The organism is Ferrovibrio sp. GW821-FHT12D07 (assembly GCF_058807275.1).
On record NZ_JBXAQN010000001.1, the window covers coordinates 1,332,887 to 1,346,640 of the forward strand.

Consider the following 13,754-nt stretch of genomic DNA (forward strand, 5'->3'; position numbering starts at 1 on the left):
CGGACAAAAAAGATAACCGCCATGCGTCTCGATCCTGTTGACCGCCGTCCGACCGCCGAATTCAGCCTGCCGCCTACCCTGGGTGTGGTTGTGCAGGACGATATCGCTCTGCTGACCCTCAAGCGGGCTGAAAAGCGTAACGCCCTGGACAACGCCACGGTTCTTGGGCTGCAGACCTTTTTCCTCAGTCCGCCCGATGGCGTGAAGGTTGTAGTGCTGGCCGGCGAGGGCGATCACTTCTCTGCCGGGCTGGATCTGAGCGCGACGCAGGAACTGTCCTCCACGGACGGCGTGTTCCATTCGCGCATGTGGCATGAAGCGTTCCGTCATATCCAGTTCGGCAAGGTGCCGGTGATTTCGGTGCTGCATGGCGCGGTGATCGGCGGCGGCCTGGAACTGGCGGCTTCCACCCATATCCGTGTGGCCGAGGCCAGCACCTTTTATGCATTGCCGGAAGGCCAGCGCGGCATCTTTGTGGGCGGCGGCGGTTCGGTGCGCATCCCCAAACTCATCGGGGTTGCGCGCATGATGGACATGATGCTGACCGGCCGCGTCTACAAGGCCGAGGAAGGCCACGGCATCGGCCTGACCCATTATCTCGTTGGCGAGGGTCAGGGCATGGCCACAGCGATGGAACTGGCGAAAAAGATCGCCGCCAATGCACCGATGACCAATTTCGCTGTGATGCATGCGTTGCCGCGCATTGCCGACAGTTCGCCTGAAGCCGGCTACATGATGGAAGCGATGATTTCCTCCATCGCCCAGGCTGATGTGGAGGCGAAGGTGCGCATCAAGGATTTCCTGGAGAAGAAGGCCGGCAAAGTCGGCAAGGACTGACAATCGTTATAGGCCCGACTGCGTATACCGCAGCGGGCGACCCGGGCCGGCTTCCGGAAGCGGTCGGCCAGTCATTACGGGTCATTCGGGAGGAGTGAACGCGTATGACGCATCCGCATCGTCAGGTCCGCTACGGTCGCGCCGATACCGAACTGACGCGCCTGCCTGACGGCACCATCCTGATGCGCTCACCCGAAGCGCTGGACGCCTATCCCGACAAGCTGACCGAGCGGCTGGTGCACTGGGCCCGCGTGGCGCCCGACCGCACCTTCATGGCGCAGCGTGACGGGAACGGCGAGTGGCGGCGACTGACCTATGGCGACCTGCTCGGCCGCGTGCGCGCCATCGGTCAGGCGCTATTGGACCGCAAACTGTCTGCGGAACGCCCGGTCGCGATCCTGTCAGACAATGATCTCGAGCATCTGCAGCTGGCGCTGGCCGCGCAGTATGTCGGCGTACCATCGGCAGCCATCTCGCCGGCCTATGCGCTGGTCTCGACCGACTTTGCCAAGCTCAAACATGTGCTGGGTCTGCTCAAGCCCGGTCTGGTCTTTGCCGCCGATGGTGCGCGCTTTGCCAAGGCGATTGCTGCCGCTGTACCGGCCAATGTCGAAGTGGTGGTGACGACCGGCGTAGCCGGCCGGGTTGCGACCGCCTTCGAGGCTCTGCTGGCAACGCCGGCCACGGCTGCGGTCGAACAAGTCCATGATGCGGTCGGCCCGGATACGGTGGCGAAATTCCTGTTCACCTCGGGCTCCACCGGGATGCCTAAAGGCGTGATCAACACACAGCGCATGCTGTGCAGCAACCAGCAGATGATCGCGCAGTCCCTGCCGGTTTTTGCCGAGGAGCCGCCGATCTTCATCGACTGGCTGCCGTGGAACCACACCTTTGGCGGCAACCACAATATTGGCATCACATTGTATAACGGCGGCTCGCTTTACATCGATGACGGCAAGCCGGTGCCGGCGCTGATCGAACGCACTGTGCGCAATCTCAAGGAAATTGCACCCACGGTGTATTTCAATGTCCCCAAGGGCTTTGAGATGCTGGTGCCATACCTGCGCGCCGACAAACAGCTGCGCGAGACCTTTTTCAGCCGCCTGAAGATGATCTTTTTTTCCGGCGCCGCGCTGCCCCAGCATGTCTGGACCGCGCTGGAAGAGCTGGCCGTCGAGACCATCGGCGTGCGGATTCCGATCATCAGCGGACTGGGCTCGACCGAGACCGCGCCTTTTGCGCTCTGCGCCAACTGGCCGGTGGATCGCTCCGGCGTGATTGGTCTGCCGGCGCCGGGGTTGGAGCTCAAGCTGGTGCCGAATGGCCAGAAACTGGAAGTGCGTGTGCGCGGGCCGAATGTCACGCCCGGCTACTGGCATATGCCTGAGATCAGCGCCAAGGCCTTCGATGATGAAGGCTATTACATGATGGGGGATGCGGCGCGCTTCATCGATCCGGCTAGCCCTGAGAAGGGCCTGATGTTCGATGGCCGCATCTCTGAGGATTTCAAGCTCACCAGTGGCACCTGGGTCAGTGTCGGACCGCTGCGCGGCAGGTTCATCGCGCATTTTGCGCCCTATGTGCGCGATGTGGTGATCGCCGGCCATGACCGCGACGCTCTGGCCGGCCTGGTTATTCTCGACCTCGACAACTGCCGCGCCCTTTGCCCCGACCTGCCGGCGAATGCTGGTGTCGAACAGTTGGCCCATGCGGCGCAGGTGCGGATGGCCTTTGCCCGTCTGCTGGCCGATTTCATCGCCCAGGCTACCGGCAGCGCCAGCCGCATCGAGCGCCTGGTGCTGCTGGACGAATTGCCCTCGCTGGATGTCGGCGAGGTCACCGACAAGGGATCGATCAATCAGCGCGCCGTGCTGAACCATCGCGTGGCGCTGGTCGAAGACCTCTATGCCACTTCTCCCTCAGACCGTGTCATCACCGCCAACGAGAGAATCGCCCATGTCGCCTAATCCCGGCCTTGCCCAAAGCTATAACGACATCTGGCTGCTGGATGGCGTGCGCACCCCCTTTGCCGATTACATGGGGCCGCTGGCCGATATCTCGCCCATCGATCTGGGCATCAAGGTGGCGCGTGAGGCTCTGAAGAAAGCCGATGTGCCGGCTGCCGATATCGGCACGGTCGTCGCCGGCAACATGGCGCAGGCGTCCTACGATGCCTACATGCTGCCGCGTCATATCGGGCTTTATGCCGGCGTGCCACTCGAAGTGCCGGCGCATCTGGTGCAGCGGGTCTGCGGCACCGGCATCGAGGCGATCATGCAGGTGGCAGGGCAGATCATGCTGGGGCAGACCGAAGCTGGTCTGGCCGTCGGCGCGGAATCGATGAGCCGCAATCCGGTGGCGTCCTACACCCATCGCAACGGCTTCCGCATGGGGCAGGTGGAATTCAAGGACTTCCTGTGGGAAGCCCTGATCGATCCGGCGCCCGGCATCATGATGGGCGACACGGCCGAGAATCTGGCGCGCGAATACCAGATCACCCGCGAAGAGGTGGATGCCTATGCGGCCGAAAGCTTCGGTCGCGCCGTGAAAGCGAAGAAGGACGGATTCTTTGCCGGGGAGATCACCAGTGTTGGCAGCGAGGAGTTCGCGCTGTCCGGCTATAACAGCCGTGGCATCAAGATGAGCCGCAAGGCGCCCGAGGTCAGTGAAGACACTCACGTACGGCCCTCGCCGGTGGAGGCGCTGGCCAAGATCCGTGCGGCCTTCGGCGGCGTGCAGACCGGCGGCAACTCATCAGGCGTGGTGGATGGTGCAGCTGCCGCCATTGTCGTGTCGGGCGGCTATCTCAAGGCTAAGGGCAAGGCGCCGCTCGGCCGCATCGTGGCGGGTGCCAGTGTCGGCGTGAAGCCCGAGGTCATGGGCATCGGTCCGGTGCCGGCGATCCAGGCGCTCTGCGCCAAGGCTGGCATTACCGTCGACCAGATCGACCGCTTCGAGATCAACGAGGCCTTCGGGGCGCAGGTGATGGCCTGCATGCGGGCGCTGAATATTCCGCGCGAGAAGCTGAACGTGAATGGCGGTGCCATTGCCATCGGCCATCCGTTGGCGGCGACAGGTATCCGACTCTCGGTGACGGTCGCGCGCGAGCTGAAGCGGTCCGGCCTGCGTTACGGCGTGGCCTCGGCCTGCATCGGCGGCGGCCAGGGTATTGCGTTGCTGATCGAGAATCCGGACGCAGTGAGGGATTAAAGCGTGTTGAGCTTTTCCAGCAGAGAGAGCAACTGCTGTTTGTCGGGACCAAGTACGGCCTCGACGCGTTTCTCATGGTGCATCAGCAGGCGCTTGTAGGCGTCCTTCAGGAACGTCTCGCCCTTCGGCGTCAGGTAGAGTGCGTTCGAACGACGGTCGTCGGGCGCGGGTTCGCGACGCGCTAATTTACGCTGCTCCAGTTCATCCAGCAGGGCGACGAAATTGGCACGGTTGATCCCCAGCGCTTCGCTGACACGGGATTGCTTCAGGCCCGGATTGGCGTCGATGATGGCCAGTACCGAGAATTGCGCCGGCCGCAGGTCGAAGGGCTTCATCACGATGAGGAAGTCCTGGAACACCGCGAGCTGGGCACGGCGCAGGCGATAGCCGAGCAGGCCCTGCAACGGGCCGAGATCGACGGCCGGATCAGTATCGGCGACCAAAGCGGTGGTGGCAGGTTTGCGACGGGGCGAGGCCATATCTGTGCTTAGACAATAATATGGCCGGGGGCAATCTTCGTCATTACGCCAAGTCTATCAAGCCAGGGCCATCCGGATACCTTCGGCGGCATAGAGCAGCGGCGAGAGGTAGCGTTGCTGCATTTCCTCCGCGGTGATGCGGGTGGCATGGCCGCTGACATTCATTGCCGCCAGCACGCGGCCGGCCTGGTTGCGGATCGGCACGGCGATCGAGCGCAGGCCGATCTCCAGTTCTTGGTCTACCATGGCATAGCCGACGCGGCGCGCCTCACCGATCTCTGTGCGCAGGCGCTCCGGGTCGGTGATGGTATGCGGCGTCAGTGCGCCGAATGTGGTGTCGGTGAAATACTGGTCCAGCTCGCTGGGGCGCAGATCGGCCAGTAGCACGCGGCCCATCGAGGTGCAGTAGGCGGGCAGGCGGGTGCCAATGCCCAGCGCCACCGACATGATACGCTTGGTCGGCACGCGCGCCACATAGACGATATCGCTGCCTTCCAGCACCGAGATCGAGCAGGACTCGTTCACTTGCTCTGTGAGGCGTTCCATGAAGGGCTGCGCACGTTCCCAGATATGCATCGAGGTCAGGAAGGCGAAGCCGAGCTCGAGCACGCGCGGGGTGAGGCGGAAATACTTGCCGTCGCCGGTGACATAGCCAAGCTCGCACAGCGTCAGCAGATAGCGGCGGGCGGCGGCGCGCGTCATGTCGGCGCGGCGTGCGACTTCACTGAGCGTCATTTCGTCATTGTCGCGGTCGAAGGCGGTGATGACCCGCAGGCCGCGGGCCAGCGAGGTCGAAAAGTCGCGTGCATTGATGGTCGTTGACATCGTCGGACGACCTCCCCGTAATGTTTCTTTATAAAACTATTGTGCGTTATACGCACATTAAGTCAAGGAAATGTCGAAATTTTTGACGAAACGAGCGTCAAATCCGCTCCAGCGGGCTATAAAGGTTCAAAGAGTCAGGAGGAAACCAATGTCCCAGATCAGCGGCTACAAGCGCCCCGCAGCGGGCACCCAGCCGAACTACCTGCATGCCCCCTACCAGTCCTCAATCAAGCGCGCGCCCGGCAAACCGCTGGTGTTGCTGCCGCATACGCTATCCGAGGTGACGGGCCCGCTGTTCGGTCATGAGCTGGTCGGTCCGACCGACAACGACCTGACCAAGCAGCATGCCTCCGAGCCGCTGGGTGAGCGCATGATCCTCTCGGGCCGTGTGGTGGATGAGGCCGGTCGGCCGGTGCCGCGCACCCTGATCGAGCTGTGGCAGGCCAATGCCTGCGGTCGCTATCGCCATGCGCTGGACCAGCATGATGCGCCGCTCGATCCGAATTTCACCGGCTACGGCCGCACCGTTACCGACGACGAGGGCCGCTACCGCTTCGTCACCGTGAAGCCTGGCGCCTATCCGTGGCGCAACCATCATAATGCCTGGCGTCCACAGCATATCCACCTGTCGCTGTTCGGCCCCAGCTTTATGACCCGCCTGGTGACGCAGATGTATTTCCCGGGCGATCCGCTGCTGCCGCTCGACCCGATCTTCAATTGCGTGACCGACCAGCGCGCGCGCGACAGCATGGTCGCCACCTTCGATCTGGAATCCACCATCCCCGAATTCGCCCTCGGCTATCGCTGGGATATCGTTCTGCGCGGCCGCGACGCCACGCCGGCCCACGCCTGATCACGGATTTTCTGTCATGACGCTCGTTCCCACTGCCTCGCAGACGGTCGGCCCCTACCTGCATCTCGGCCTCACCGTCATCACTGTCGCCGATATCGCCAAGGATGCTTCCAAGGGCGAGAAGATCGTGATCTCCGGCCGCGTCTTCGATGGTGAAGGCCAGCCGATCCCCGATGCGCTGCTGGAATTCTGGCAGGCCAATGCCGATGGCAAATACGCCCATCCGGAAGACACCCAGTCCAAATCGCTGGATGGCAAATTCATTGGCTTCGGCCGCGTGCCGACCGACAAGGAAGGCCGCTACAGCTTCACCACCGTGAAGCCGGGCACCGTGCCGGGCGGCGACAATAGCCAGCAGGCCCCGCATATCGTGGTCTGTCTGTTCATGCGCGGCATGCTGCGGCATCTCTATACCCGCATTTATTTCTCCGATGAGACCGCCGCCAACGCCAACGACCCGATTCTAGGTCTGATCGAGGATGCCGGCCGGCGCCCGAGCCTGGTCGCCGAGCGAATCGCCGGCAAGGCGGAGTATCGCTGGGACATCCACATGCAGGGTGCGCAAGAAACCGTCTTTTTCGATTGCTGATCCGGTCGCGGCTCAGCAACATGCATCCATGACAAACGATAACAAGACGGGCCTGCTGGGCCCGCTATTCCACGGCACGGCCATCGGGGCGGTCTTCACCGATCGCGCCCATCTGCAGGGCATGCTGGATTTCGAGGCCGCACTGGCCCGTGCCGAGGCGAAGACCGGCGTGATCCCGGCCGCAGTCGCTGCGCCTATCGCGGCGCAATGCGATGCCGGGCTTTATGATCTGGATGACCTGGCGCAGGCGGCGGCGCGCGCCGGCAACACCGCCATCCCGCTGGTCAAGGCGCTGACCGCTAAGGTCGCAGCCAAGGACAAGGAGGCGTCCGGCTATGTGCACTGGGGCGCCACCAGCCAGGATGCGATGGATACCGGGCTGGTTCTGCAGCTGCGCAAGGCTGTCGGTCTGATCGAAGCCGATCTGTCGCGGCTTTCGGCTGCTCTCACCGTTCTGGCGAAGGCACACCGCCAGACGCCGATGGTGGGGCGCACCTGGCTGCAACATGCGTTGCCGATCACCTTCGGCCTCAAGGTTGCTGGTTGGCTCGATGCCGTCGAGCGTCACCGCGATCGCCTGAATGAACTGAAACCGCGCCTGCTGGTGCTGCAGTTCGGCGGCGCGGCTGGCACGCTGGCAGCACTGGGCGATAAAGGTCTCGCCGTGGCCGAAGCCCTGGCCGCTGATCTGAAGCTCGGCCTGCCGGCGATGCCCTGGCATGGCGCGCGCGACCGCGTCGTTGAACTGGGCGCCCTGCTGGCCCTGCTGACCGGAACGCTGGGCAAGATGGCGCGCGATATCGCGCTGCTGATGCAGACCGATGTGGGCGAGGCTTTCGAGCCCGCCGGCGAAGGGCGCGGCGGATCGTCGACCATGCCACACAAGCGCAACCCGGTGACGGCGGCCTGCGTGCTGGCGGCTGCCACCCGTGCGCCGCATCTGGCCGGCAGCCTGCTGTCGGGCATGGCACAGGAGCATGAACGCGGCCTGGGGGGCTGGCATGCCGAATGGACCGCCCTGCCTGAACTGGTGCAGATCAGTGCCGGTGCCCTGCAGCAGATGGCAGACACCATTGCCGGGCTCGAAGTGCAGGCTGACCGGATGCGAGAGAATCTGAATGCGACCGATGGTCTGATCATGGCCGAGGCCGTGACCATGGTGCTGGGCGCGAAGATCGGCCGCAGCGCGGCGCACACGCTGGTCGAAGCAGCCTCGAAGAAAGCCGTCACCGAGAAACGTCATCTGCGCGATGTGTTGGCCGAAGACAAGGACGTCATGGCGCAGATCGACCGTGCTGCGCTGGACCGCCTGTTTGACCCGCTGGGTTACAGCGGCGTCGCGACCGGCTTCGTCGACCGTGTGCTGGCGGCGCGCAAGCCGTAAAGGTTCAGGAGAGTTCCATGTCCCACATCACCACCGATGATGACGTATCCATCCATTACAGGCTGGAAGGCCCGGAAGATGCACCGGTGCTGGTGATGTCCAACTCGCTGGGCACCGATCACACCATGTGGGACCCGCAGATGCCGGCGCTGCTGCAGCGTTTTCGTGTGCTGCGCTACGACACGCGTGGTCATGGCAAGTCTTCGGTCCCCAAGGCGCCGTATCAGGTTGATCGCCTGGGCAGGGATGTGATTGCGTTGATGGATGCGCTGGATATTCCGAAGGCGATGTTCTGTGGCCTGTCCATGGGCGGCATGACCGGCATGTGGCTGGGCGTGCATACACCAGATCGCTTCAGCAAGCTGGTATTGTGCAACACGGCGGCCAAGATTGGCACGGCGCAGGTGTGGAATGACCGTATCGCCACAGTGCGCAAAAGCGGCATGGCCGCGATCACGCCGGGCGGAATCCAGCGTTGGCTAACCGAATCCTTTATCAAGGCCAATCCGGCAGTGGTGGAAAAGGTCTCGGCCATGCTGCTGTCGACCAATCCCGAAGGCTATTGTCTGGCCTGCGAGGCCGTGCGCGACATGGATCAGCGCGAAAGCATCGCTGCTATCCGTGCGCCCACGCTGGTGATCGCCGGCACTCATGATGTGCCGACACCACCTGCCGACGGCAAGGCGGCGGCCGATGCCATCCCCGGTGCCCGTTATGTCGAATTGCCGGCCGCGCATCTGTCCAATGTGGAAGTGGTGGCCGATTTCACCAAGGAACTGACCGGCTTCCTGGCCGGCTGAGGAGAGTGCGCATGGACGATAAGCAGCGTTACGATGCCGGCATGAAGGTGCGGCGCGCCGTTCTGGGCGATGCCCATGTCGACCGTTCAATAGCCAAGATCACGCCCTTCAACGAGGAATTCCAGAATTTCATCACCCGCTATGCCTGGGGTGAAATCTGGACTCGGCCAGGCCTGGAGCGCAAGACACGCAGTTGCATGACGCTGTCGATGATGATCGCACTGAATCGTCCCGACGAATTCAAACTGCATGTGAAGGCGGCTTTCAACAACGGCCTGACGCGCGACGAGATCAAGGAAGTGATCATGCAGGCCGCGATCTATTGCGGCGTGCCGGCCGGCAACAGCGCCTTCCACTGGGCCGAGGAAGTTTTCGTCCAGATGGAGAAGGATGGCCTGAAGACCTGAGGCCGCTGTACCTGACCGAAAAGAAAACGGCGCCGTGAAGGCGCCGTTTCCGTATCTGCTATGCAGAATAAAGGTCAGTGCGTGGTCGCCTTGGCCTGCTGACCACCATTGTGGCGGGGGCGTTGGCCCTGGCCGCCCTGCTTGGGGCGGTTCTGCTGCGGGCGCTGGCCGTCGCGCTGACCGCCGCCACCTTCGCTGCGCGGGCCGCCGTGACGCTGTCCCTCGCTGCGACGCTGGTTGTTGCCGCGCGGGTTGTTGCGGTTCTGGCCATGCGGACGCTGCTGCTGCGGGCGGTTCTCACCCTTGGGCTCGGCAGCAGTGGCCGCTGCCAGTTTCGTGTCGCCGCGACGGTCGGTCGTGACGATGCGCTGGCGGGTAATGCGCTCGATGTCACGCAGATAAGGACGCTCGTCCTGGGCGCAGAACGAGATCGCCTGGCCAGCGGCGCCGGCGCGCGCGGTGCGGCCGATGCGGTGGACGTAGCTTTCCGGCACGTTCGGCAGTTCGAAATTCACCACATGGCTGACGCCGGTGACGTCGATGCCGCGGGCGGCGATATCGGTGGCGACCAGCACGCGGATGCGACCGGCCTTGAAATCGGCCAGGGCCCGCTCGCGCTGGCTCTGCGACTTGTTGCCATGGATGGCAGCGGCGGGGACGCCGCCGCCGACCAGATGACGGGCCACCTTGTCGGCACCATGCTTGGTGCGGGTGAAGACCAGGGCGCGGGTGATGGCCGGGTCGGCCATGATTTCAGCAAGCAGGGCGCGCTTGCGCTCGGCTTCGATGAAGATCACCTGCTGTTCGACACGCTCGGCCGTGGTGGCGACCGGAGTAACTTCCACGCGGACCGGATCCTTCAGGAAGCCGGCAGCGAGCTGGGCGATGTTCTGCGGCATGGTGGCCGAGAAGAACAGGCTCTGGCGCACCTTCGGCAGTGCCTGCGAAATGCGCTTGATGGCATGCACGAAGCCCAGGTCCAGCATCTGGTCGGCTTCGTCCAGCACCACGGTCTCGACCTGATCGAGCTTCAGGTTGCCCTGCTGCATATGGTCGATCAGGCGGCCCGGCGTGGCGACGAGGATATCGACGCCGCGATGCAATGCCTGGGTCTGCGGGTGCATGCCGACGCCGCCGAAGACGGTGACGACATTCAGCTTGGTCTCGCGGCCATAGGCGCGGAACTTGTCGGCGATCTGCGAGGCCAGCTCGCGGGTCGGGCTCAGAATCAACGCGCGGCAGGTCTTGGGCGCCGGACGACGGTTGCCGGCGGCCAGACGCTGCAGGATTGGCAGGGCGAAGGCAGCGGTCTTGCCGGTGCCGGTCTGGGCGATGCCGAGGATGTCGCGGCCGGCGATCACCGGCGGAATGGCCTGCGCCTGGATCGGCGTCGGCTGGGTGTACTTGCCCGCGGCAATAGCGTTGAGCAGGGCCTGGTCGAGACCAAGGTCATTGAAAGTAGTCAAAGGAAAATCCTTGAAACAAGGCGTACGACGGCGCGGGGCGGGATTCCGCCTGCAGCACAACGGTCATACGCGGGGACCGATGAAACGCCCCGCGTGACCTGGGTCGTATATGAAGAGAACTGAAGGCGCTGGCAGGACGAAAGAGCGGTTGGAGTGCTCCTCGTTCACGCGGCCCGGCGCGAAAGGCCATCGACGCCCAGAAGAAGATCTGACGGTCGAACGGCAGGCGCTATATGGAGTCTGGAGCGCCCGCCGTCAAGTGAAATAACCGGTAATGCCTAGAAACCGTACAGTTCGACGGGGTTATCGACGAAAATCCGCTTCCGGTCCGCCTCACTGGGCACCCAGTCAAGCATGAGGTCGAGCAGGGCGGCTTCGTCCGGATAGCCGAATTTGTCGGCCTGGGCATGCGGGAAGTTGCTGGCCCAGATCATGCGCTGGGGCGCGTGCTTCACCAGCGTCTTGGCCAGTGCGCCGACGTCTTCGTATGTCGGCTTGCCGGTCTTCGAGGTCTCATACACGCCGGCCAACTTGACCCAGACATTGCCGGTATCCACCAGGCGCAGCAGCGACTGGAAGGAGGGGTGGTCCACCGGCACCGGGTCGATGAACTTGCCCACATGATCGATCACGACGCGGCAGGGCAGGCGCTTGATCATCGCCTCATGCTCGGGCAGTTCGCGGCCGTTGAGCTGCAGCAGGATGCTCCAGCCGAATGGCGCGATCCGGTTGGCCATCTCTTCGGCCACATCCAGTTTCAGAGTGCCGCCCAGCAGGTTCATGGTGCGCAGGCCGCGCGCACCGCCCTTGGTCAGGCGCTCGAGTTCGGCGTCAGGGACGCCGGGTTTCACCACGACGACCGCGCGGGCCTTGTCGCCCAGCTCGGCCGTGGCATCCATGACCAGACGGTTATCGTCGCCGTAGGCATTGGCCTGCACGACGATGACGCGTTCGATACCCAGCCAGTCCATCACCTGACGATACTCGGCCACGCCCACGGCCGGCGGCGTCGGCGTATTCGGCAGGGGCTTATAGCGGTCATCGTAGAAATGGATGTGGGTGTCGCAGGCACCTTTGGGCATCTGCAGCTTCGGCTTGGGGCCGGTAAAGACGCGGGTATAGGTCATGATGCGCTCCGCTTAAGGCAGCTTTTTCAGTTTTTCGAAATCGCCATCGAATTCCTGGCTGCAGAAGGGTGTGCCGCCCTGGAAATAGCCGCCGATGGGATCGACCGGCAGCGACTTCTGCGCTTCGATGGCTTCTGCTGCGAAGTCTTCCGACTGGCCGGCCGGCTTGTAGCCCAGCGACAGCGCATGGCTGTTGTCCCACCAGGCGCGCTTGTTGTCGGACATGCCGTAGACGACCTCGTAGACCAGGCCGGGCTTTTCCAGGCCGAGGCGGATCAGCTGCACCAGATCATCGGGCCGCAGCCAGATCGCCAGGCGCCGCTCGTCGATCGGCTTGTCGCCGAAGTTGCCGATGCGGATCGACAGCACGCCCATGCCATGCTTGTAGGCATAGAGCGAGCCCAGACCTTCGCCAAAGAGCTTGCTGAGTCCGTAGCGCGTATCGGGCAGGGGAATGGCTTCGGTATCGATCTTCTTGCTGCGCGGATGGAAGCCCATCACGTGGTTGGACGAGGCAAAGACGACCCGCTTGGTGCTGGCCTTGTGCGCGGCCTCGAACAGATTGTAGCAGCCGATGATGTTGGAATTCAGGATGGTTTCCCAGGGACCTTCCACCGAGAAGCCGCCCAGATGCACGATACCGTCGATGCCCTTCACGATTTTCTCGACCGCACCGTAATCGGCCAGATCGGCGGCAATGAATTCCTCGTCGCTGCGCAGGTCGGCGGGCGACTTGAGATCACTCAGTACCAGTTCAGGGTACAGGGGTTTCAGCAGCTGGCGGAGACGGGTGCCGACGCCGCCGCTGGCGCCGGTGAGCAGAACGCGCTTCATCGTCGTTTTCTCCTTTGGGTCTTTTATTGCGGGCCCATCTTGTCGATCAGGGTCTTGAGCATCTTGTGCTCTTCTTCGCTGCAATCAACCAGCGGGGTGCGCACCGGGCCGGCATCATAGCCGACCAGCCGTGCGCCGGCCTTGATGATGCTGACAGCATAGCCCGGGCGGCGGTTGCGGATCGCCGAATAGGGCATAAAGAACTCGTCCAGGATCTTGGTCCAGGTGGTGATGTCATCGGCGGCGATGGCGCGATAGAAGTCCATCGCGGTCTTCGGGATGAAGTTGAACACGGCCGAGGAATAGACCGGCACGCCCATCGCCTTGTAGGGCGCGGCGAAGAATTCGGCTGTCGGCAGTCCGCCCAGATAGCTGAAGCGGTCACCCATCTTGCGGCGCACCGCCACCATCAACTCCAGATCGCCAATGCCATCCTTGAAGCCGATCAGGTTGGGGCACTGGTCGGCCAGCTTGGCCAGATGATCCGGACCGAGGCGGCAGATGCCGCGGTTATAGACGATGACGCCGATCTTCACGCTCTTGCAGATGGCGGCGACATGGCGGCTGATGCCCTCGGCATCAGCTTCCACCAGATAATGCGGCAGCACCAGTAGGCCGGCCGCGCCCAGGCGTTCGGCTTCTTGCGCATAGGCAATGGCCTGGCGCGTGCCATAACCAGTGCCGGCGATGATCGGCACCTTGCCCTTGCAGGTGTCGACGGCGATCTTCACTACGGCGCTGTATTCATCGGGCGCCAGCGAGAAGAATTCGCCAGTGCCGCCGGCGGCGAACAGGGCGGTCGCGCCATAGGGCGCCAGCCATTCCAGGCGGCGGCGATAGCCCTTGGGCTCGAAATTGCCGGCGGCATCGAAATCGGTCACCGGGAAGGAAAGCAGCCCCGACGAGATCGCGGCCTTCAGCGCATTGGGTTCCATGTTTCACC

14 protein-coding genes are annotated in these 13,754 nt (G+C 63.4%); 8 read left to right on the plus strand and 6 right to left on the minus strand.

Annotated features, from left to right (window positions below):
* The first annotated feature begins 21 nt into the window (after positions 1-21).
* From AC1RRE_RS06715 to AC1RRE_RS06725, 3 genes are all read left to right on the plus strand, one after another.
* Positions 22-837, plus strand: a complete 816-nt coding sequence (locus AC1RRE_RS06715) for a crotonase/enoyl-CoA hydratase family protein (RefSeq protein WP_492980337.1) — start codon at positions 22-24, stop codon at positions 835-837.
* Between the two features lie 104 nt (positions 838-941).
* A complete protein-coding gene (locus AC1RRE_RS06720) occupies positions 942-2,804 on the plus strand; it encodes a feruloyl-CoA synthase (RefSeq protein ID WP_492980338.1) in 1,863 nt (620 codons plus the stop codon).
* The gene (locus AC1RRE_RS06725; protein WP_492980339.1) at positions 2,794-4,047 is read left to right on the plus strand and encodes a thiolase family protein; all 1,254 of its coding nucleotides are present in this window, start codon (positions 2,794-2,796) and stop codon (positions 4,045-4,047) included. Before AC1RRE_RS06720 ends, AC1RRE_RS06725 begins: the two co-directional genes overlap by 11 nt.
* Here AC1RRE_RS06725 and AC1RRE_RS06730 read toward each other — a convergent pair.
* Positions 4,044-4,526, minus strand: coding sequence for a MarR family winged helix-turn-helix transcriptional regulator (locus tag AC1RRE_RS06730; RefSeq protein WP_492980340.1), 483 nt, complete (start codon positions 4,524-4,526; stop codon positions 4,044-4,046). The genes AC1RRE_RS06725 and AC1RRE_RS06730 overlap by 4 nt on opposite strands.
* 57 nt (positions 4,527-4,583) lie before the next feature.
* A complete protein-coding gene (locus tag AC1RRE_RS06735; RefSeq protein WP_492980341.1) occupies positions 4,584-5,351 on the minus strand; it encodes an IclR family transcriptional regulator in 768 nt (255 codons plus the stop codon).
* 148 nt (positions 5,352-5,499) lie between these two features.
* Here AC1RRE_RS06735 and pcaH point away from each other — a divergent pair, with 148 nt between their 5' ends.
* From pcaH to pcaC, 5 genes are read left to right on the plus strand one after another with little or no spacing between them, the layout of a single operon-like run.
* The gene (gene pcaH, locus AC1RRE_RS06740; protein WP_492980342.1) at positions 5,500-6,204 is read left to right on the plus strand and encodes a protocatechuate 3,4-dioxygenase subunit beta; all 705 of its coding nucleotides are present in this window, start codon (positions 5,500-5,502) and stop codon (positions 6,202-6,204) included.
* Between the two features lie 16 nt (positions 6,205-6,220).
* Positions 6,221-6,793 carry a protocatechuate 3,4-dioxygenase subunit alpha gene (gene pcaG, locus AC1RRE_RS06745; RefSeq protein ID WP_492980343.1) on the plus strand — a complete coding sequence of 191 codons (573 nt, stop codon included), beginning with the start codon at positions 6,221-6,223 and terminating at the stop codon, positions 6,791-6,793.
* A 28-nt stretch (positions 6,794-6,821) separates the two neighbouring features.
* Positions 6,822-8,177, plus strand: coding sequence for a 3-carboxy-cis,cis-muconate cycloisomerase (locus AC1RRE_RS06750; RefSeq protein ID WP_492980344.1), 1,356 nt, complete (start codon positions 6,822-6,824; stop codon positions 8,175-8,177).
* A gap of 17 nt (positions 8,178-8,194) precedes the next feature.
* Positions 8,195-8,977 carry a 3-oxoadipate enol-lactonase gene (gene pcaD / locus AC1RRE_RS06755; RefSeq protein ID WP_492980345.1) on the plus strand — a complete coding sequence of 261 codons (783 nt, stop codon included), beginning with the start codon at positions 8,195-8,197 and terminating at the stop codon, positions 8,975-8,977.
* Between the two features lie 11 nt (positions 8,978-8,988).
* Positions 8,989-9,384, plus strand: a complete 396-nt coding sequence (gene pcaC, locus AC1RRE_RS06760; RefSeq protein ID WP_492980346.1) for a 4-carboxymuconolactone decarboxylase — start codon at positions 8,989-8,991, stop codon at positions 9,382-9,384.
* Positions 9,385-9,458: 74 nt separating this feature from the next.
* Here the strand turns inward: pcaC and AC1RRE_RS06765 are convergent, their stop codons facing one another.
* The 4 genes from AC1RRE_RS06765 to kdgD all read right to left on the minus strand — a co-directional run bounded on the left by AC1RRE_RS06765 (position 9,459) and on the right by kdgD (position 13,746).
* Complete coding sequence (locus tag AC1RRE_RS06765; RefSeq protein WP_492980347.1) at positions 9,459-10,850, minus strand: DEAD/DEAH box helicase; 1,392 nt, start codon at positions 10,848-10,850, stop codon at positions 9,459-9,461.
* Positions 10,851-11,128: 278 nt separating this feature from the next.
* The gene (locus AC1RRE_RS06770) at positions 11,129-11,977 is read right to left on the minus strand and encodes an amidohydrolase family protein (protein WP_492980348.1); all 849 of its coding nucleotides are present in this window, start codon (positions 11,975-11,977) and stop codon (positions 11,129-11,131) included.
* Between the two features lie 12 nt (positions 11,978-11,989).
* Positions 11,990-12,811: an NAD-dependent epimerase/dehydratase family protein gene (locus AC1RRE_RS06775; protein WP_492980349.1), complete on the minus strand. Its 822-nt coding sequence runs from the start codon at positions 12,809-12,811 to the stop codon at positions 11,990-11,992.
* Positions 12,812-12,834: 23 nt separating this feature from the next.
* Positions 12,835-13,746: a 5-dehydro-4-deoxyglucarate dehydratase gene (gene kdgD, locus AC1RRE_RS06780; protein WP_492980350.1), complete on the minus strand. Its 912-nt coding sequence runs from the start codon at positions 13,744-13,746 to the stop codon at positions 12,835-12,837.
* Positions 13,747-13,754 lie beyond the last annotated feature (8 nt).